The organism is Corynebacterium phocae (assembly GCF_008693075.1).
GTDB lineage: Bacteria > Actinomycetota > Actinomycetes > Mycobacteriales > Mycobacteriaceae > Corynebacterium > Corynebacterium phocae.
Genome location: NZ_VXKJ01000033.1, coordinates 1 through 19,070, shown reverse-complemented (window position 1 = coordinate 19,070; position 19,070 = coordinate 1). Strand labels below are relative to the sequence as shown.

Genomic DNA, 19,070 nt, shown 5'->3' with positions numbered 1-19,070 from the left:
CGCGATTTCTTGTTAACCTCCGCCGATTGCCCTTTTTGCAGGCGGGGCTGGTTAGTCGACCTCAGTGAATTTCCGGTCCCAGGCGGAGCGCACCGGGTTGGCGTCAGCCAACAGGATGTCAAAGCGGTCCCCAGCAATTTCTACGATTTCGGTGAGCAGTACCCGGCGCTCTTGTTCCTCGGAGTTAGCCAGGCGGCGGCGGCCGGCGGCCAGGATGGACTCCACGGTGTCTGTGGTGTCCAAGAAGGCCACGAAGGGCAACCCAAAGCGCTGGCGGTAGGACTCCGAAAGTTCCAGGACGCGGGAGGTTTCCACGTCGTCTAGCTCGCCTATACCAATGGAGCCGCGGTCTGCGGAGATTGCGTGGGAGCCTGTGGAGTCAGCCAGGAGCAAAGTGGCCATATCCGGGTAGTCGTTGATGAGCGCTAGTTTGTCTTCTTCTGGCCCGGTAAGCACCGCCACCTGCACGGCCTCACGCAGCTTGGACACGTCCTCGAAAGGCCTGGCCTCCCAGGCCTTTTCCAGCGGCCAGAGCTCGCGGTTAAACAGCGGGCGCAGCGCGGCCACGAACTGTTCACGGTCCATCTCATTGAGCTGCGCCAGGCTGATGCTTCCGGCCTCCGTGCGGGCAACATCTCCGCCGCTTTGGCTGCCGACGTGGAAGAACAGCCAGTTCAACACGATGGCGGCAATCGCGCCGATGGACATGCCGGAAGAAACGAAAATCCGGGACCATTCCGGCAAAGCCAGCGCGATTTCCGGCTTGAACGTCACCAACATGGCTAATCCCAGTGCGGTGGAGACAATGACCGCGTTGCGGTTGTCTGACATATCCGCTTTGGCAATGGTTTGCATGCCTACCCATGCCACGGCGGCGAACATGGCTAAGGACGCCCCGCCAAGCACTGGTGACGGAATGGAGGCCACGATAGCGCCTGCCTTGGGAAGCAGACCCAAAACGATCATGAAGCCTGCGGCTGCCGCTGCCACCCACCGCGATTTCACGTTAGTGATGCGCACCAGGCCCACGTTCTGGGCGAAGCAGGTGTAGGGGAAGGAGTTCATGACACCGCCTAGGAAGGTGGAGATTCCGTCGGCGCGCAGCGCTCGCTTGATGTCCTCGCGCTTGATGCGCTTTTTGACAATCTCACCGGTGGCAAAAACGTCACCGGTGGTTTCCACCATGGTGATAATCATGACGATGATCATGGAAAAGATGGCCGCTAGGTCAAAGCGCGGGATACCAAAGTAAAAAGGGGTGGTAATGCCCACGGGGGCGGCTTCTGCCACCTTGTCCAAGGAGGCGTCACCAAGAAGAAGCGCTGTGACCGTACCTACCACCAGGCCCATGAGGATGGCCAAGGTACCCAAGAAACCTTTGAAGAAACGCTGGGCCAAGATGATGACCAATAGTGTGCCGCCGGCATAGGCCAAGTCTTTAACTGCGGGCGTGCCATCTGCGTAGTTGGTGAAGTCATTGGCGGAAACCACCAGCAAGGAGGTACCCATAACCAGCAGCACCGAACCGGTGACCACCGGTGGGAAGAACTTCAAAAACCGCGCGAATACCGGCGTGGCAAAGAAGGTAAACAACCCGGAAACAATCACCGCGCCGTAGATAGTGGGCAGCGCCAGCGCCGGATCCTCCACCCCCAGGCCAATGGCAATAATGGGTGCCACAGCCGTGGTGGTCACGCCCTGGATGATGGGCAGGCGCACGCCCACATACTTGCCGATACCCACCGACTGGATCAGCGTAGCGATACCGCAGGTCAAAAGGTCAGCGTTGATGAGGTGAATGGTGGTTTCTGCGTCCAGGCCCAGCGAGCCGGCGATAAGCAGGGGGACGATAACCGCCCCGGCGTAGAAGGCCAAAACATGCTGCAAGCCCAGCGCGGCAAGTTTGCCGGCGCCGGGCACTTGGTCAACGGGATGAATAGCGGGTGCGGTCACTGCAAGGTGCTCCTTAGAGAGTTAAGAGAAGGCTTTGCCTTGCAGTTTAGTCCGCTCCGCTGAGCGACACTTAATCGTGATTTCTCGGCCGATAGCGCTGGTACGGGACCGCTCCCTGGCGGCGGTGGCGCGCACGTAAAAGCCCCGAAACGCCATTTTCATGGTGTTTCGGGGCTTTAAATTCTGTGCGGCCTGAGGGGCTCGAACCCCCGACCTATTGGGTGTAAACCAATTGCTCTCCCAGCTGAGCTAAAGCCGCATCCGTGCCTCTGTGGCACTTGAAATATATTAGCCCGATAGCGGAGAAAAATGCAAAATTGGCCCTTTACTTCTTGGTGTAACCGCGAGCTACCAGGCAAGATCCCTGCCAGTTACCCAGGCGGTCAGCCGTTGTTTGCACCAAACCAGCAAGCTGAGCGGACTCGGAAATTTCGCCCGGGCTCAACTCCCCTGCTTGTCCAGTGCCGGGGGTCAGCAGCCACACACGGCCGTTGTCCCCCAGTGGGCGGACGGCATCTACTAGCCCGTCAACCAAGTCACCGTCACTTTCGCGCCACCACAGCAGCACGACGTCTACTAAATCATCAGTTTCTTCTTCGAGGAAGTCGTCTCCTAGGACGTCTTCAATGGATTCAGAGATTGCGGCTTCACAGTCTTCGTCCCAGCCTTGTTCCAAAACGATCTGGCCTTCGGTGATACCCAGCCTGCGAGCGTAATCCTCCTGTTGTGTTGTCATAAGAGGCCATTTTACCGGGAAGTGCCGCAAAATTCTCCATATCCCCTAGGCTTGCCGTAATCCGGTTGTCCGCCGGCGGCACAACGGGCTCTCAGACGTAGGAAAACCGGCTCTTTTTAGGCTTGCTTCCAGGTTTTTTAGCAGTCTTTAACCCCATGAAGGTGGTATCACTGCGCAAGGGCGTATCCTAGTAAACAAACTGTCCCCACCAGCGGTGAGAACTCGCCGCAGAATTTTTCGGAGGTTCCACTAATGGCAAAACAGGAAGAGCTCAAGGGCGACTCCAACTTCCCCATGATCCGCGACGGCGTTGCGTCTTACTTGCACGACACGGATCCAGAGGAAACCCGCGAATGGATGGAGTCCTTGGATGGCTTGCTGGAGGAAACTTCTCCAGAGCGTGCGCGTTACCTGATGTTGCGTCTGCTAGAGCGCGCAACGGCAAAGCGCGTTCCACTGCCTTCTTTGACCTCAACCGACTTTGTTAACACCATCCCCACGGAGTTTGAACCCGAATTCCCCGGAGATGAAGACATTGAGAGGCGCTACCGTCGCTGGATTCGCTGGAACGCCGCCATCATGGTGCACCGCGCCCAGCGCCCCGGGATTGGAGTAGGCGGCCACATTTCTTCCTACGCCGGCTCCGCTCCACTTTATGAGGTGGGCTTCAACCACTTCTTCAAGGGCAAGGATCATCCCTCCGGCGGAGATCAGGTGTTCTTCCAGGGCCACTCTTCCCCCGGTATCTACGCACGCGCGTTCCTTGAGGGCCGCTTGAGTGAGGAGGACCTGGACGGCTTCCGCCAGGAGCACTCCCGCGGTGAGGGCAACGGCATTCCGTCTTATCCTCACCCACGTGGCATGGAATGGTTCTGGGAATTCCCCACGGTGTCCATGGGCTTGGGCCCAATTAACGCCATCTACCAGGCACGCTTCAACAAGTACATCACCATGCGCGGTATCAAAGACGCCTCAGAGCAGCACGTCTGGGCATTCTTGGGTGACGGCGAAATGGATGAGCCGGAATCACGCGGCCTAATCCAGATGGCACCGCTGTACGGTCTGGATAACCTGACCTTCATTGTTAACTGCAACTTGCAGCGCCTGGACGGCCCGGTTCGCGGCAACACGCAGATCATCCAGGAGCTGGAGTCCTTCTTCACCGGCGCTGGCTGGGACGTCATCAAGGTCATCTGGGGCCGTGAGTGGGACAAGCTCCTTGAAGCTGACCATGAGGGTGCCTTGGTTCACATTATGAACACCACCCCGGACGGTGACTACCAGACTTTCAAGGCAAATGATGGTGCCTACGTCCGCGAGCACTTCTTTGGCCGCGATGAGCGCACGCTGAAGCTGGTGGAAGATATGTCTGACGCTGACATCTGGGCGCTGCGCCGTGGTGGCCATGACTACCGCAAGATCTACGCTGCCTTCTCCAAGGCACTGGAAAACCGTGGCTCTGGCAAGCCAACCATCATCCTGGCTCACACCATCAAGGGCTACGGCTTGGGCCACAACTTTGAGGGCCGCAACGCTACCCACCAGATGAAGAAGATTTCACTGGAGGACCTGAAGACCTTCCGCGACAAGCAGGAGATTGACATCTCTGATGAGGTCTTGGAGAAGGATCCTTACAATCCTCCTTACTTCCACCCTGGCAAGGACGCGCCAGAAATCCAGTACATGCTGGAGCGCCGTAAGGAGCTGGGCGGGTTCCTGCCTGAGCGCCGCGTGGACTTCAAGCGGCTAGAGGTACCTTCTATTGACAAGCTGCGTTCCGTGCGCAAGGGCTCTGGCAAGAATGAAGTTGCCACCACCATGGCTTTGGTCCGTACCTTCAAAGAGATCATGCGTGACAAGGAAATTGGCAAGCGCATTGTTCCTATGATGCCGGATGAGGCGCGTACCTTTGGTTTGGACTCCTGGTTCCCAACTCTGAAGATTTGGAACCCCTCTGGCCAGAACTACACTCCGGTGGACCATGACCTCATGCTGTCCTACCGTGAGGCAACCGATGGCCAGATTTTGGCTGAGGGCCTGACTGAGGCGGGTGCGGCCGCGTCCTTTACCGCCGCCGCCACCAGCTACGCCACCCAGGGCGAGCCAATGATTCCGATGTACATCTTCTACTCCATGTTCGGTTTCCAGCGCACTGGTGACGCGTTCTGGGCTGCAGCGGACCAGATGGCCCGCGGCTTCCTGATTGGTGCCACCGCCGGCCGTACCACGCTGACCGGTGAGGGCCTGCAGCACATGGATGGACATTCCCCGGTGTTGGCTTCCACCAACCCCGCCGTGATTGTCTACGATCCTGCCTTCGCTTACGAGATCGCTCACCTGGCCCTGCGCGGTATTGACCGTATGTACGGTGAGAACGACGAGGCAGTTATCTACTACCTCACCGTGTACAACGAGCCCGTGCATCAGCCTGCTGAGCCAGAGAACCTGGACGTTGAGGGCCTGCACCGCGGTATTTACCACTACAGCACCGCTGAGAAGGGCTCCATCCCGGCGAACATCCTTGGCTCGGGCGTGGGCGTACACCAGGGCCTGCGTGCTCAGGAAATCTTGGCGGAGAAGTTTGACGTTAAGGCGTCGTTGTTCTCCGTTACCTCTTGGGTTGAGCTTGCTCGCGACGGCGCGGCCAAGTCCAAGGCTGCCCTGCAGAACGGCCAGGAGCCAGAGAAGGCTTTTGCTACCGCTCAGCTTGAGGGCTTCGAAGGCCCGTTTGTGGGCGTCTCCGACTTCACCACCGACCTGCAGGAGCAGATCCGCCCGTTCGTTCCGGGCACCTACATCACGCTGGGCACGGATGGCTTTGGCTTCTCCGATACCCGCGCTGCCGCCCGCCGCTTCTTCAACAATGACGCTGAGTCCATTGTTGTTGCTGTCCTGGACGGCTTGGCACGCGATGGCAAGATTGAGCGTTCCGTAGTGGAAAAGGCTGCCGCTGACTTTGACCTGGATGACCCCAGCGTCACCGAGGATTACAGCGAAGACCAGTAACCTTCCCTAACGCCTAAAGGCGCGCAACCAGCCCCCACTTCGGTGGGGGCTTTTGCACGCCTCTTTCAAGCCTACAAACCGCCAACCGCCAAACCACCAACCGCTGAACCGCCAACCGCCAACCGCTGAACCGCCAACCGGCCATACTGCCAACCGGCCCAACGCCCCACTGGGCGCGCAGGCTAGTCTTCCGCCACGACGTCGCGGAGCAGGCCACCTAGGGCCGCTGATACTTCCTGGGGTTCTTCGAGGATAACCATGTGCCCGGCGCGTTCAACCACGTGTAGTTCTGCCTTGGGCCAGTGCTTTTGGATTATCTCCGACTGCCAGAAGGGGGTGACAATGTCCATGGACCCCACCATGATGACCCCGCGCAGTTTCTTGAGGCGCAGCGCGGAGAGGAATTCGTCGTGGTGAACTAGGTCATCGAAGAAACCGGCGAAGGCGGTTACTGGGGTGTCTAGAATCATGTCTACGTGGAATTGCAGGCGCTCCATTTGCGGGAAGCCGGTAAGCAGCGCGGCGAAGGCGGGGGCAACAACGCGCGCGACGTTCCACCGGATACGGTTTACTTTGCCGGGAAGTCGCTGTGCGGAGTTAAACAGCCACCGGGCTACGCCGGAGCGCAGGAAGCTGGCCAAGCCACCATGGGCGAAGGCTTGCATGGCGCTGGATATGAGCAGCACGCCGTCTATCCGGTCGTAGACGTCCTGCGGCGCGCAGCGGATGAAGCTTTGGACCACCATGCCACCCAGGGAATGTCCTACTAACAGGAGCTTGCCAGACTGGGCGCGGTGGGCGACTATTTTCAGGACGTCTTCAGCGGCGCCGTCCACCGTGTATTGGTCAATGGGTACTTGGTCGGAGAGCCCATGTCCGCGCACGTCCACGAGCAGGGCGCGCACCTGTGGAAATTCCTTGCGCAGGAATTTCACCTGGTCGTAGAAGCTCTCAGACGACAGCCCATAGCCGTGGAAGAACACCACGGTGACTTGGGCGTCCGCCGGCCCGGACTCAAAGTAGGCTATGCCGTCTTTTTTGTCCTCCACGTCCAGCTGCGTTAGCCCGGGTTCCCGGTTGCGGGTGTGTAGGGGCGTCATGGCGCTGCGTTTTGAAGGGCGCAGGCTTGACGTCCAAAAAGTAATAACGGCTTTAGTCCGTCCTTGAGAGTGCATAACTTCTACAATAGCTTTATGGCAAACGATCTCTCCGCACAGCTCCGGGCTCATTTAAATTCTTCTCCAAAAAAGGAGGACACCCCCAAGGACACTTATGGGGAACTAACGCACCTGATTTCCTCCGTGACCGGCGGGGATGAGCCCGCCAGGGAGGACCGTCTGGACAATATTGGGGTAACTTCCTTGGACCTTATTGAACTTGCCGTGCGCGTTGAGCAGAAATTTGGTGTGCGCGTTGATGAAGCCACCGCGCAGGGTTTTAACACGGTGGGTGACGTGGTTGCCTACATTGACACCCACGCTGAGAACCCGTGAGTTTGTGCCAAAGCTGCAACCGCCTCATCGAGGGCTTTTAGTTCCTCCCGCGTTCCCGTGATGACTTGCCGGCAGCCAACTCCGTGGCGCGCTGCGCTGCGCCCGGCGGCCAGGGCGGCCAGGTCATGGCCAGGCCAGTCTTTGTACCAACGGGTACACCACTGGGCTTCTAGCGGGTCTTGGCCGCTTACTTCCCAGGTGGATTCGCTGCGCAGGTAGCTGACCATCAGGTCTTCCACTACGCTGCGCAGGTGGGCCGGCATGCTCTCGATTGTGAGCACGCCGGATGAGGCCGGCTGGGCCGCGGGTGCGGCGGCGCCGGTAGTGTGTACGCTTGGTGCCACGTTTGTGCCCAGCAACGCCATCAACTCCTTGTTTCAACCAGATAAGACGAGCTTCGTCTTCCCCAACGAACTCTTGCGGTTAAAATTCAGAATCACAGCAGTGCAATTACCGTGCGTATCTTGTACCATTTTCTACCCCACGTGCCCCAACGGCAACCCTAAACACCTGGTTTAACCCCCCATTTACTCAACCAGAAGTTGAAACTTCATACGCCGGTGGCATTTTCGGACTGGTTGTTACAGCGCAACGAGATCATCACATTTGCTCGGCCGCACCCCACCTGTCCAGTACTGTTCTTCCAATGTACTTCAAGACTCTTGCCACAGCGGCCGTCCTATCCGCTGCCCTGGCATTTAGCTCCACCGCCTCCACTCCGGAGGCTGCGGCTCAATCCGCCAACCTTGGCCAGCTTTCCTCCGCCGCCGGAATCTTCAACGCCCCTGCCCCCACCAAGATTGACTACCAACTGGGCACCCGGGCATACACCGCGTACATCCCTGGTAACTACAACCCCTCCACCGCCTACCCGGTCATTTTTGCCTACGGCGGCTACGAGCACAGCGCGGAAAAGGCCGCCTCTTACATGAAACTGGCCACAACTGCGGGCGGCCACGCCATTGTCATCTATCCCCTCCCGTTGCAAAACCACCTGGGCAACTACGGCTGGGAGGGACCGTCTTACGCCCCTACCAGGCGCGGCGAGGACGTTACCTTCACTCGCAACATTCTTGAAGATGTTGCCGGCCGCTATCACGTTGACCGCGCTCGGATCTATGCCGCCGGGTTATCCAACGGCGGCGCAATGGCCATGTCCAACGCCTGCCAATCCCCGGATATTTTCGCGGCGGTTGCCGGTGTTGCCACTGCTTCTTATGAAGCTGTATTCCGCGGTTGCACCTCCCGTGTTCCCACGTTGCTCATCCACGGCACCGATGACCCCATTATCAACTACCGCACCAGCGGGATGGGCCGTGGCGGGCGCTTCATCAACACCCGCGCCACGTGGGCCATGCTTGGGCAACGGAATGGCTGCGACACCAGCGCAGCTAACATCACGTACACGCCCGGTGATGGCTACGACACCTTTGTCTACCGCGGCTGCACCGAAACCCGGCTTATCCGCGTCAGCGGCGGCGGCCACACCTGGTTCCCCGGCCGGCCTAACACCTCCCAAACCGTCTGGGACTTCTTCCAGCGCCACCACCACTAACACAACGCCCCCACTAGCCCAGCGCCACTAGCCCAGCGCCTGCCAGATAGCGGTGTTGGTTTCCGCCCACAGTGGCTTGGCCCAGTCCCCAAAGTCCTTGTCACTCAGCATGACCATGGCGTGGGTGTCATCCGGCGCAATCCACAGGTAGGTGCCCGTCATTCCAAAGTGCCCTACCGTTTCCGCAGGCAATTCGCCCATCCAATGATCTTTGCCGGCCCGGATTTCAAAGCCCAGCCCCCACGCGCAGTCTTTGAAGTTGCCGTAGCCGGGGACAATTCCGCGCAGTCCGGGGAATTGTAAGGTGCGCATTTCGGCGACTGTGCTGGGGTGCAACAGCTGGGGGTTCTGCACTTCTTTCGCGAACGCCACCAGGTCTGAAACGGTGGTGCGCAGCCCGTGCCCGGCGGAGCCCTCCAAGGCGCTAGAATTCATGCCTAGGGGCTCGAATACAGCTTGGTGCAGGTACTCGGGGAACTTGATGCCGGTGGCGCCTTCAACCGTTTCAGCGGCCCACTCGTAGCCGGCGGAGGAATAAATCCGGCGCTCTCCTACGCCTTTCTGCGGCTCGCGGCTATCAAACCCCACTCCGGAGGCGTGTGCCAGAAGGTGCCGCAGGGTAGACCCCTCCGGCCCGGCCGGCTGGTCTAGCTCCACCGCGCCTTCTTCGACCGCCACCATGACGGCGTAAGCCACAACGGGCTTGGTTACCGATGCCACCTCAAAGCGCCGGTCCACCTCCCCCAACGTCCGCACCCCATCAGGGCTCACCAATGCTGCGGCAACATTCGGGACGGGAAAATCAGCTACTTTTTCAAAGGGTTTCATTGTCCCCAATTTACCAGCGTCCAGACTGGTCGAACACCTTCAATCCACCTGATTACGGCTACGGGCCTACTTGTAAGCCAGCAAATCGGTGAACAGAATGATTTCTACAAGATCTTTTATGCGAGGAAGGATATCCTTTGCCAGGACCGGATTAGATTTCATGGCCGCACTGAGGGACTCATCAGCTAGGTGGTCGGTTATCGACACAACCACAGATCCAATGGGCACGTTAGACGGATTCTGCGATAGTTTGTTCCTTTTTGGGAAAGCTACATGCGTCCTCCACCTACTCCGGGTATCTTTGGGGGAAATCTCTTCCACGGTCGGCCTGCCGTCACGGAAAGCACGACTAGCTGCATAATCAGTGTCGGTCTCTGCGATTGGCCGCGCCCGTGTCCCGGCAGCATGGTCCCAGACGGCATCCGAGGATGCCCATAGTCGCAACGGCTCAACCGAATTTTTTGCCAAATCCAACGCCCAAATTTCAATCTTGACACTGAACTTTCCTGTCGTGAGAGGGCTCGACTGCTCGTTGCCCAGAACCTTTTCAAGATTTTCTCTGATTCTGCTGGCAATTTTTTGCAACATGCCTTGAACATCCTTCTGGACGTCAAACGGGACTTCAAAAATATTACGATTATCAGACCATCTCGACAATCTTTCGATTGGGGATTGATAGTCTTCCGTGTTCACCGAGTCGGGGTCTCTGGTGGCTGAGGCTAGCTCCCAAAAGAACTGCCCAATTTCATAGTAGTAGCTGCAAAATAGAGGTGTAATACCTAAAGTGCTGAAGCGCTTTTCGAGCGATTCCCGCACTTCTGCCCCCACACTTTGATCGGATATTCTTTCCTCAGGAGCCCTTTCAAGAAGCCAAATTTGATGCTTTTCACCCCCACTATTTGCTTGTTCGTAGAGGGCCTCAATCAACGCGGTATCCTGTACACTGCAGCCCACAAATAGAAAATCGTGTGACCTTAACTCCTTAGTGATGGCCTCAAAGGTGGCTTGCCTCGATTTTGCGTAATCAAGTTCAGACAAAACCGGCGCCACGAATGTACCAGAATTATCAGCAGGAACCCGACCATGAAGGTGCTTGACGGTAACTAAATCTTTTCGCGCCGTTGTCCCAGGAAGCCATTTTCTAGTGTTTCTTCGTGCCGTCTCAAGAGCATTGTCTAGAAAAGTGTCGTAATTGGTTGTCAAAACCTTGGTTTTCAAACCAGCCGCTTCCCGCATCACGACAAACTCGGCAACTGCCTCACTTAACTCTCCATGGGACCATTCTTTCTTTGGGTCGTAGAGGGCGTCCTGTAGAACCGTTTTTAGCTCGTCCGAGTAGTGAATTTCGTCTGTGGCTGATTCAGAAGTGTAGTAGAGTCCAGCGGCGATCGAAGTTGCCAGCGAGTCATCGTTTCCCGTGGCTATTTCCTCCACCGCCATCGGATGCAGTCGCTTTTCCGCCAGTAGCGCCCGCGCTAACCCTGCCCAATTCAGGTCGGTCTTGTCGAATGTCAACCCCGCGCCTGCGTAAACAACGAGATTCTTACTCTCTAAGATCTGAAATAGGTAACTTTTGAAACATTCATCCGCGAGTAGCTTTCCCAAGCGTTGCATAATTCCCCCCTACTCAGCCCTGCCACCCACTCCCCGGTGCAGAAGCTGCCTTCAAAGTCTTGCTCTAGAGACGAGCAAATCGAATAGTTTTGACAAGCCCGTCTGAGAACGCCTCTATCTTTTTCAATCGTTCAACCTGGGTTTTGAAATCCAAATTCTCGTCTTTATCGGACAGAATCCTCCAATGCACCCTCAACAATTCCCGCAAGGTTGGCTTGGCATCCAGCTTATTCTTCGCCACAGAATCCTTGATCTTTTGCCTCTCTTCATCAGTCAGCAGGGGCGACAAATCCTCGAAATATTGCTCCAGGAGCTCGTTACCAAAAGCAGTGCTCATTTTACTTCCTTTCGATATTTTTCAATAGATTCCAGGGCCAACGGGTACAGATGAGCCAAGTGTAGCGCAAATGCCAGACCCGCGCCTAGAACCCCTCATCTTCTTACTTCTCCTGATTCTTCCGCACCAACCGCTCCACTAGCTCATCGGTGAGCTTTTCGTCTGCCAGGATGGCGTCTAGGGTCTCGCGGTTTTTCTTGTTCTCCGGATCGTAGGAGTTACCGGATAAATCTACGCCAATGCCTTCGTTTTCTAGTTGGCTGACGTCTTCGTGGAATGATTCCATGATTTCGGTGGCGTCCGCGGTAGCTACGGAGCGGCGGGTTCCGGAGCGAACTTCTTGCTCAATCCGGCGCTGCAGGGCTTTTTCCATCTGCTTGTGCCGCCAGGAGCGTAGCTTGTGCGGTTCCAGCCGGCGTCCGACTGCGCGGGATTTGCCTTCTGCTTTCTTTGCCAGCACGGCCACCTGCGCTGCGGTGTCGTTAACGGGTGCCCATTCTTGCCGGGTGGGCAGCCGCCATCCGGCCCAGTAGCCCAGTAGCGTCAGGAAGGTGCTGACTACTGGCCCGATGAGCATGCCCCACACCAGCATTCCAAAATGGTCGGCTATGAGCACTGTTAGCCCTGCTGCCACGGCGGGGATGACGGCTGGGCGGTTGCCACCGAAGACGGCTGGTTCGCGGCCCATGCAGATGTCGCGGATCATGGATCCACCTGTGGCGGTGAATACGCCCATCATGATGCACGGGATGACTGGCAAACCGAAGGTCAGCGCTTTGACGGTTCCGGTGCAGGCCCACAGTGCGGAGACTATGGCGTCTCCGTGAGCTTCAATGTGCTCCCAGGTCTTGCCTTTGAAGTAGGTGAACCGGGCTATGAGTGCGCCGGCGAAGGCGAGGTAGAGGTATTCGGGGGTGGCCATGGCGGCCACGGTTCCTTGGTTGATGAGCACGTCGCGGATCATGCCGCCGCCCAGGGCGGAGAACATAGCAATAAAGAAAAAGCCGACGATATCGTATCCTGCCTTGCGCGCAATAGTGCCGCCGATGATCCCCATCAACAACACCCCAGATACGTCCGACCACCGGTAGAGCGATTGAATCAGCGGGTCAACATCCATCATGGTCCCCCATTGTAAAGCCAAAGCCAGCCTTTGCGAACTCACGGCCGCGCTATCCCGCGATACCAGCCTGGCACGACACCACCATTTCATCGCCCCTAATAAAGAAAAGTCTCGAGACACCAGGCGGAACGATGTCTCGAGACTTCATATGGTGGGGCCGGCGGGGCTCGAACCCGCGACCAATGGATTATGAGTCCACGGCTCTAACCGACTGAGCTACAGCCCCATCCCCGTGCCTGGCACGGGTGGCTCTACCCGCGTAGCGGGAGTGCGCTCCCCATCTTATTAGTAGCACAGCCGGGAGTGCTAATTGGGACTACTTTAGGGCCTCCCTACCCGCTTTGAGCTGGGACTCCTGCGTGCCCTGGAAGCTAACTTTCTGGGTGGTCCTTAGAACGCTTTGACCACCTGTTGCGGATACCACGCGCTTTGTCTGTGACACCGGCGGAACCTTCTTGGATAGCCGCTGAGGCTTTCTTCACGGAACCTACCAGGCGGCTTTGCTTTTCCTCGGAATCCTGCTCAAAATCTTCCGCCTGCGCTTTGAGCCTCGTGTACTCTTCAGCATCCATACCTGGCGGGGGCAGCTCGCGTAATTGTTCAATAATCCGGGCAGACTGCTGTTTCAAGGAGACAAAGGTGAGCCCTCCGGAGACAACGCCGCCCGCCACCGGGATGGCCTTTGTTACAGCTTTACCCAAACTATTCTTGGTGATTTGCACGCCCACGTACCGTAGCGTCCGCTTAAGCACCGGGTACCAGACGGTCTTCATCAGAGCCGTATTAGTGATCTTCTTCCCAACCGCCGGTCCTACTGTGTTTAGCAAGAACTGCCCCAACGCACGGTTCGCCCCGGTGATTCCCAGCATGACGGACAAGAACATCAGCATCGTATTCAGTGTCTCATCGTCAACGTCCTTAGAGTCCTCCAGGAAGGACTGCCAACCGTAAGCATAGGCAACTTTCTGCATTATCCGGAAGTTGAAGATGTACTGCTGGGTGATATCAGCTGGAACGGAAACAAATAACGCCAAGCCGCCGGGAAGGCCCGAGCCAAGGGAGATTGCGGATGATTTCTTGATTTCAAAGTCCGCTGCGTCTTGGGCGATCTCATCGAGGGTCGCTAGGGATACTCCCGCTTCTAGGGGGGTACTGGAGATAGCTTTGGCTATCCGCGCATCTGAACAACCGCGCTTGCGGAGTTCGGCGCGCAGGAACTGCTCGCGGTCAATACGGGCCTTCTTAAACCGCAGAGTGTGCTGAAGGAATGTTCGCGCATAGGCCAGGTTATCGCGCCCCGGATCTCCTTCTGACCCCTCCCCTGGTTCTTCCCATTGCGCGTCTTTGTCAGCAATGCCCTCAAAGTCTGGGGAGGGCTCAGCCGCCAACTGCGGATTGACGTCTGGGGCGTTGGACGGGTCTTTCTCTGTGGAGGCCACTGTTTTTCTCTCCTAAAGGAACGGGGTACGGCTTCGGATGCGATTATCAAACTATATTTAAAGTTTACAAGCATCCCCGCCGGCGCGTGGCCCTTGGGGATTATGCGCGGACTTTGCAACTGTTCTTTCCAACTCCGTTACACGGGCACCCTCCCGGTCATCTGCCGTTAGGTGGGCATTCTAAGATGCCCCTCAAAGGCAATGCTTTCTTGCCTGAAATAGAAGACTTTGCAATAGAATGAAGCCCATGGATAACCAGCCCAAACCGCAGAGCCCTTATGAGACTTTCCGCCCTACCCCGGAAACATCGCACAACGTTCCGGAGCAGTACTCCATGCAGGTTCCTGTGCCTGTTGAACGCTCGGGCTGGCACTGGGGAACGGCGCTGGTCTCTGCGGTCATCGGCGGCGCTATCGCTGCTGGCGGCTTGTTCGTGTCCGTGATACCGGACAAACCCACTGAGGTTATCGCTGAACGGCACAACACCTTGACGGTGGAGTCTATCCAGCGTGAGGAGAAGATAGTCCTGCTCTCCCTTGGAATTCAGGGTATTAATGAGGCATCTCAGTCCCGTGAGGTTCTTGGCGTGGAATTGCCGGGTAGCAGCCGCACTCAATTTGTGCAGTACAACTACCGCGCTCAGATTGGAATTGATGGCCAGGACGTCAAGCTTATTGAAACTGGCGATAACAGCTACAAGGTGGTGGTCCCCCGGTTTGTCTTCATCGGGCATTCCGATGAAACCTTCAAAGTCGCTGTTGAAGACAAAGGCCTACTTAGCTGGGTAACCCCAGAAATTGACTCCCTGGAACAAGTCAACAAGATCCTCGATGAGGACACCAAGAAAAAGCACATCCTGGACAACGAGGACATCCTGCGCGCCCAAGCCAAAGACTTCTACGAGGGCATAATCAAGGGAATCGAGCCAGAAGCGAAGGTGGAATTTAGCTTCAAGTAACCGGCTCCCGGCCCTTCTCTGCAGAAGATATGCCGATGCCACCCCCGCAGCGGCACCTACGAACCTCCCTGTTCTCGAGCCTTGACCGGCCCCCACCGCCGTAATGAGAATCACAGACCGCCCTAGGTATCCGCAGGATCAACGCGCGACTTGAAATGCCACTGGGCGTGTACTTTAAGATGGCGTTCGATAAGACCGGAAAATAACTTTAAACTTTCGGCACTCGCCCGTCCCTAGTTGACCCACCTACGTCACGGCAATAATTGCCCAGTCCTCCGGACCCTTGCTAGTTCCTTGTCAAAGTAGGCTTTAATGGCTTCCTTGGAGATTTGCGCGGGCGTCCCGTCTGCACGGTGTACTGCGCTCCAGGGGCCACCCTCAATATGACTTAGGTCAACCAGCGCGAAAGTATTGAGTGAACCGTAATCGTTGACAACTAGCTCAACGACCTTCCTCTCCTCTTCAGTAAGACTAGTGGTTTCCCCCTCCAAATCCTCTGCACAGGACGCATTTCCGAAGAGAAAGCCCTGCGGGACCTGATACATCTGGCGGTGTTGTTTGTAAATTTCCTTGACAACTGGGCCCCGCCGCCAGGCTTCAAAATCTTCCGGAAAAAGAGGTTTACCATAGATGGCCAGGGACCATCCCTGACAGAAGTAAAGAAGCTTTTGAAGCTTAACAACGTCGAGGCTTCGACCTGGGGCAAGTTTGCCCAGAATGTAATTGGAAACAGCTGCAGCGGTGGCCATCTTAATCACTCCCTCCTTCTGATTTTAAAAACTCTACCATGGCTGCCTTTTTACTTTCCCTTGGCACTTCGACTACCTGCCGGAACGCGAAATCCTGGGAGCTACGGAGACTATCACTGAACATTTCAGCGATAGCAGCGGTGACTAATTCGATTTCTTCTGTGATTATCTTCCTACCAGGAAAATCAACTGTAAGAACTCCCACGGTCCTCCGATCCGCAATGCTCTTTTCCACTGACCGGATTGGAACCAAGATGAAGGATTGATATCCGTTTGCAGGATTGGGATGGACATTGAATCCCGATGGAGGCTTCTTAACATTCTGGACAACGATCCGCTCCGCTGCTCCATCCATTGCATTCAGGAAGCTCAAGTTGGCTGCCTTCTCTGAATCCCGGACGCCCTTGTCATGGTCTCCGTCTTCAAACTTGAAATAGGAACGCGCTCGCGCTCTAGGGTTCCGCTCTCCAGCGTTTTCACGTACCAGCTCGTACCGGTCCGGTGAGCGCCCTTCCGCTGACCTCCGCCAGTACAAACAAACTCTGGCTCGATGGCCGATAATATACGTGGCTTCCGTAGTTAACTTCTGGTACAAGGTCGCGGCGTCGGACGCACTCTTTCCCGAGCGGCTATAGTCCGTCATCGCGCGAACACACTCGTCGACGTGGTTTACGAACCTTCCGGTAATCCCATTCTCAACCTTGTCCTTTTTACGCTTTCCTAGCCATAAGGGAATTACCGCCAACCCACAAAGCATTAGCCAAATTCCCCCTGCGAAGAGAAACCAATTGTCAGGATCCTGATGCTGCACAATCAAAGTTAGCTGTGGCGCAACCAAGATGCTTCCGAAAGGCGAGAGCGTTCCCGCCAGCACGCCCAGAAAGAAGTCAAAATTTTGCCGAATAGCACCAATCGGTGCATCACTTAGCTTTTCTGCCATGTTCCCCCTGTCCCGGCAGATAGTGCGGGGCATTTTCTCCACCACCATTTTCCGCTATTCAAGCGAAGATTTCGACTAATTTTACTTGATACTAATCCTGTTGTCCACGCTCATTGCTATACCTCAACACTAAGATTGACATTTTGATTTCTTGCACTCGCAACCCCCGCCAGCAGACTCCGCCAACACCCAGGTGGAAATCCCCAACGGGGAATCGCTGAAGTGGCCGAGCAGAGGCATAGCCTGGATTCTAGTTCAGGCAGGCTTCGGCGGCGGGAGTCTACTAGGGATCTTCCTAGGCCAGCACCGGGACCGGTAAATTACGGATCACGTTAATGGCCTTGCCAGCGAAGATGGGTCGAAGCCAGCTACTCCGAAGATGGAAAGTCGGCGCATCAAGACCCCCTTTCCCATTTTCAGAGCCTAGAAAAGGGGGTGCTAATTTCTATTTCCACAAACCTTTCGTATCAATGATCTGCTTGCCCTGGAGAACATCTCTCGGAATCTCTTTAAATTCCTTATGGTCGACAAGCAGGAGGAGTATGTCAGCTTCTTCAATCGCCTTGAAATATTCTTTCAACTCTACGTTGTCAAAGCCTTTCAGGCGTGCTGGAAGTTCAGACACGTTGGGTTCTACAGCGAAGAAGGTCGTCTCCGGCAACTCTTCGGCGATGTCCACCGCGATGTTGAGGGCCGGGGATTCGCGGAGATCGTCGATGTCGGCTTTAAACGCTAGCCCCAGGATGGCCACCTTGGATTCTGGGGTTGCCTCAAGCTGCTCCCGAACCTTGTTAATCACCCACGCAGGCTTTGAATCATTAACTTTTCGGGCCGTGTGAATAAGCTTCGAATTCTCCGGATCGGCGGCCACAATGAACCATGGATCAACGGCGATGCAATGGCCCCCGACACCGGGGCCGGGCTGGAGGATGTTCACCCTCGGATGGTGGTTGGCGAGGTTAATTAGCTCCCAAACATCTATGCCTAGCTTGTCAGCGATTAGGGAGAGTTCGTTCGCGAAAGCAATGTTCACATCACGGAATGAATTCTCAGTCAGTTTCGCCATCTCTGCTGTGACATCATCGGTTGGCAAAAGCTCGGCCTCGCAAAACGTGGCATATACCTCCGTTGCCCGCCTGGTTGCCTCTGGGGTCTGCCCGCCAATAATGCGGTCATTCGTCCGAAGCTCCTCCATGGCGTGCCCCGGTAAAATACGTTCAGGACAGTGCGCGAAGTAGACAACTGGCTTCCCCTCGGGGTTAGCCTCTCCATCTGCAGCTAAATCTGGACGCAAATCAAGGATTTTCCTGGACATCTTGAATGTGGTCTTCGGAGGAGAAGTAGATTCCAAAATCACAATCTCCCCACCTTCAAGCTGAGGGGCGATAGCCTCAGCTGCCGAGTAGATGTACTTCATGTCGACGTCGTATGTCTCAGTAAAGGGAGTCGGTACGGCAATAATGTAAACGTCCGCATGAACCTGCGATGTCGTTGCACGGAAGTTCCCTGACGCTAGCGCCTTCTTCAACCCATCTTCGAGGCCGGGCTCTACGATGGTGACTTCTCCCCGATTAATCCTCTCTACATTAGGTTCGTTAACGTCGATGCCCGTTACGTTCACACCGGAATTAGCCATAACTACGGCAGTAGGGAGGCCAATATAGCCGAGCCCCACAAAGGCGACATGGAGTTGAGTCATCAGAAAAAATCTTTCATTTAGGTTAACTTTAACGCGCAGCCGCTCCGAGGAGGCGCATGGACGCCAGTAAGTATACACCCTAAGAGTTTTAGAATCTGTTCTTTAGCATTAGGCAGATTCCCCTTTTGTCTAACGCTGCCGGGACCGGGTAGATGGTACTGCTAAAAAGCTGATTAAACTTCCGGCAGGCTAACTGGGTTAGTTAACTTCCTTGGTTCTGACAATGGCGGATCCGCGCATCCTGGAGTCCATACCTGGGCCGGGACGGACCAAAAGGGCTAAATGCGACCTTTTCATACCGAGAGGCCTATCGTGTGGTTCTTGGATCTAGCTACGTCACTGTCCAGCCCTAAACCAGATAGGCGTTGCATATAATGCCAGGCAGGTTCTCGGTGGTTGTTATCAGCAACCCTGCATGGCCTTCACATGTAACACGCGAACTATGGTTCTAGCGGATCGAATGCATTATGAAATAGCTGTGCACAGGCCGCAGTTTGTCGTTGCTATATAAAAATTTTTGAACGGTACCATCTACCCGGAATGTGATGTGTCAGAGCTTTGCTCACACACGATGTCATAGCTCTGCTCACGAACAGTGTCACAACCTTGCTCACGATTCAGGGGCACGATTTCGGGTCAG

16 protein-coding genes and 2 tRNA genes are annotated in these 19,070 nt (G+C 56.1%); 4 read left to right on the top strand and 14 right to left on the bottom strand.

Annotation, left to right across the window (positions count from 1 at the left end):
* Positions 1–51: 51 nt before the first annotated feature.
* The 3 genes from F4V58_RS03325 to F4V58_RS03315 all read right to left on the bottom strand — a co-directional run bounded on the left by F4V58_RS03325 (position 52) and on the right by F4V58_RS03315 (position 2,689).
* The gene (locus F4V58_RS03325) at positions 52–1,953 is read right to left on the bottom strand and encodes a solute carrier family 23 protein (RefSeq protein ID WP_075733337.1); all 1,902 of its coding nucleotides are present in this window, start codon (positions 1,951–1,953) and stop codon (positions 52–54) included.
* A gap of 186 nt (positions 1,954–2,139) precedes the next feature.
* Positions 2,140–2,212 (bottom strand) — tRNA-Val (locus F4V58_RS03320).
* Between the two features lie 66 nt (positions 2,213–2,278).
* Positions 2,279–2,689: a DUF3052 domain-containing protein gene (locus tag F4V58_RS03315; RefSeq protein WP_075733335.1), complete on the bottom strand. Its 411-nt coding sequence runs from the start codon at positions 2,687–2,689 to the stop codon at positions 2,279–2,281.
* A 252-nt stretch (positions 2,690–2,941) separates the two neighbouring features.
* Between F4V58_RS03315 and aceE the strand changes: the two genes are divergently transcribed.
* On the top strand, positions 2,942–5,695 hold the full coding sequence (aceE, locus tag F4V58_RS03310) for a pyruvate dehydrogenase (acetyl-transferring), homodimeric type (RefSeq protein WP_075733333.1): 2,754 nt from the start codon (positions 2,942–2,944) through the stop codon (positions 5,693–5,695).
* 182 nt (positions 5,696–5,877) lie between these two features.
* On the opposite strand, the gene F4V58_RS03305 is transcribed toward aceE, so the two are convergent.
* Positions 5,878–6,870: an alpha/beta fold hydrolase gene (locus F4V58_RS03305; RefSeq protein ID WP_075733331.1), complete on the bottom strand. Its 993-nt coding sequence runs from the start codon at positions 6,868–6,870 to the stop codon at positions 5,878–5,880.
* An 18-nt stretch (positions 6,871–6,888) separates the two neighbouring features.
* Here F4V58_RS03305 and F4V58_RS03300 point away from each other — a divergent pair, with 18 nt between their 5' ends.
* Complete coding sequence (locus F4V58_RS03300) at positions 6,889–7,188, top strand: acyl carrier protein (RefSeq protein ID WP_075736454.1); 300 nt, start codon at positions 6,889–6,891, stop codon at positions 7,186–7,188.
* Here the strand turns inward: F4V58_RS03300 and F4V58_RS03295 are convergent.
* Positions 7,158–7,553: a hypothetical protein gene (locus F4V58_RS03295; protein ID WP_075733329.1), complete on the bottom strand. Its 396-nt coding sequence runs from the start codon at positions 7,551–7,553 to the stop codon at positions 7,158–7,160. The two genes, F4V58_RS03300 and F4V58_RS03295, sit on opposite strands and share 31 nt — an antisense overlap.
* Before the next feature lie 281 nt (positions 7,554–7,834).
* On the opposite strand from F4V58_RS03295, the gene F4V58_RS03290 reads away from it, so the two are divergent.
* On the top strand, positions 7,835–8,743 hold the full coding sequence (locus F4V58_RS03290; RefSeq protein ID WP_075733327.1) for a CE1 family esterase: 909 nt from the start codon (positions 7,835–7,837) through the stop codon (positions 8,741–8,743).
* 27 nt (positions 8,744–8,770) lie between these two features.
* Here F4V58_RS03290 and F4V58_RS03285 read toward each other — a convergent pair whose 3' ends face one another.
* From F4V58_RS03285 to F4V58_RS03260, 6 genes are all read right to left on the bottom strand, one after another.
* On the bottom strand, positions 8,771–9,571 hold the full coding sequence (locus tag F4V58_RS03285) for a serine hydrolase domain-containing protein (RefSeq protein WP_075733325.1): 801 nt from the start codon (positions 9,569–9,571) through the stop codon (positions 8,771–8,773).
* A gap of 66 nt (positions 9,572–9,637) precedes the next feature.
* Positions 9,638–11,185: an SIR2 family protein gene (locus F4V58_RS03280; protein WP_075733323.1), complete on the bottom strand. Its 1,548-nt coding sequence runs from the start codon at positions 11,183–11,185 to the stop codon at positions 9,638–9,640.
* Between the two features lie 64 nt (positions 11,186–11,249).
* Positions 11,250–11,522 (bottom strand): hypothetical protein, encoded by a 273-nt coding sequence (locus tag F4V58_RS03275; RefSeq protein WP_075733321.1) that lies wholly within the window; start codon positions 11,520–11,522, stop codon positions 11,250–11,252.
* 103 nt (positions 11,523–11,625) lie between these two features.
* A complete protein-coding gene (locus F4V58_RS03270) occupies positions 11,626–12,645 on the bottom strand; it encodes a trimeric intracellular cation channel family protein (RefSeq protein ID WP_075733319.1) in 1,020 nt (339 codons plus the stop codon).
* 149 nt (positions 12,646–12,794) lie between these two features.
* Positions 12,795–12,871 (bottom strand) — tRNA-Ile (locus tag F4V58_RS03265).
* A gap of 145 nt (positions 12,872–13,016) precedes the next feature.
* Positions 13,017–14,084, bottom strand: coding sequence for a hypothetical protein (locus F4V58_RS03260; RefSeq protein ID WP_075733317.1), 1,068 nt, complete (start codon positions 14,082–14,084; stop codon positions 13,017–13,019).
* A 247-nt stretch (positions 14,085–14,331) separates the two neighbouring features.
* Between F4V58_RS03260 and F4V58_RS03255 the strand changes: the two genes are divergently transcribed.
* On the top strand, positions 14,332–15,042 hold the full coding sequence (locus F4V58_RS03255; protein ID WP_245803026.1) for a hypothetical protein: 711 nt from the start codon (positions 14,332–14,334) through the stop codon (positions 15,040–15,042).
* A 251-nt stretch (positions 15,043–15,293) separates the two neighbouring features.
* On the opposite strand, the gene F4V58_RS03250 is transcribed toward F4V58_RS03255, so the two are convergent.
* The 3 genes from F4V58_RS03250 to wecC all read right to left on the bottom strand — a co-directional run bounded on the left by F4V58_RS03250 (position 15,294) and on the right by wecC (position 18,430).
* A complete protein-coding gene (locus F4V58_RS03250) occupies positions 15,294–15,791 on the bottom strand; it encodes a Panacea domain-containing protein (protein ID WP_075733315.1) in 498 nt (165 codons plus the stop codon).
* Position 15,792: 1 nt separating this feature from the next.
* Entirely contained in the window at positions 15,793–16,731 is a 939-nt protein-coding gene (locus F4V58_RS03245; protein ID WP_150385695.1) for a hypothetical protein, read from the bottom strand.
* Positions 16,732–17,176: 445 nt separating this feature from the next.
* Positions 17,177–18,430 (bottom strand): UDP-N-acetyl-D-mannosamine dehydrogenase, encoded by a 1,254-nt coding sequence (gene wecC / locus F4V58_RS03240; protein ID WP_075733311.1) that lies wholly within the window; start codon positions 18,428–18,430, stop codon positions 17,177–17,179.
* Positions 18,431–19,070 lie beyond the last annotated feature (640 nt).

Excerpts from the sequence above, each read along its gene's own strand:
- F4V58_RS03315 (WP_075733335.1), bottom strand. The coding sequence starts at position 2,689 with ATGACAACACAACAGGAGGATTACGCTCGCAGGCTGGGTATCACCGAA.
- aceE (WP_075733333.1), top strand. The coding sequence starts at position 2,942 with ATGGCAAAACAGGAAGAGCTCAAGGGCGACTCCAACTTCCCCATGATC.
- F4V58_RS03305 (WP_075733331.1), bottom strand. The coding sequence starts at position 6,870 with ATGCACTCTCAAGGACGGACTAAAGCCGTTATTACTTTTTGGACGTCA.
- F4V58_RS03300 (WP_075736454.1), top strand. The coding sequence starts at position 6,889 with ATGGCAAACGATCTCTCCGCACAGCTCCGGGCTCATTTAAATTCTTCT.
- F4V58_RS03295 (WP_075733329.1), bottom strand. The coding sequence starts at position 7,553 with ATGGCGTTGCTGGGCACAAACGTGGCACCAAGCGTACACACTACCGGC.
- F4V58_RS03290 (WP_075733327.1), top strand. The coding sequence starts at position 7,835 with ATGTACTTCAAGACTCTTGCCACAGCGGCCGTCCTATCCGCTGCCCTG.
- F4V58_RS03285 (WP_075733325.1), bottom strand. The coding sequence starts at position 9,571 with ATGAAACCCTTTGAAAAAGTAGCTGATTTTCCCGTCCCGAATGTTGCC.
- F4V58_RS03280 (WP_075733323.1), bottom strand. The coding sequence starts at position 11,185 with ATGCAACGCTTGGGAAAGCTACTCGCGGATGAATGTTTCAAAAGTTAC.
- F4V58_RS03275 (WP_075733321.1), bottom strand. The coding sequence starts at position 11,522 with ATGAGCACTGCTTTTGGTAACGAGCTCCTGGAGCAATATTTCGAGGAT.
- F4V58_RS03270 (WP_075733319.1), bottom strand. The coding sequence starts at position 12,645 with ATGATGGATGTTGACCCGCTGATTCAATCGCTCTACCGGTGGTCGGAC.
- F4V58_RS03255 (WP_245803026.1), top strand. The coding sequence starts at position 14,332 with ATGGATAACCAGCCCAAACCGCAGAGCCCTTATGAGACTTTCCGCCCT.
- F4V58_RS03250 (WP_075733315.1), bottom strand. The coding sequence starts at position 15,791 with ATGGCCACCGCTGCAGCTGTTTCCAATTACATTCTGGGCAAACTTGCC.
- F4V58_RS03245 (WP_150385695.1), bottom strand. The coding sequence starts at position 16,731 with ATGGCAGAAAAGCTAAGTGATGCACCGATTGGTGCTATTCGGCAAAAT.
- wecC (WP_075733311.1), bottom strand. The coding sequence starts at position 18,430 with ATGACTCAACTCCATGTCGCCTTTGTGGGGCTCGGCTATATTGGCCTC.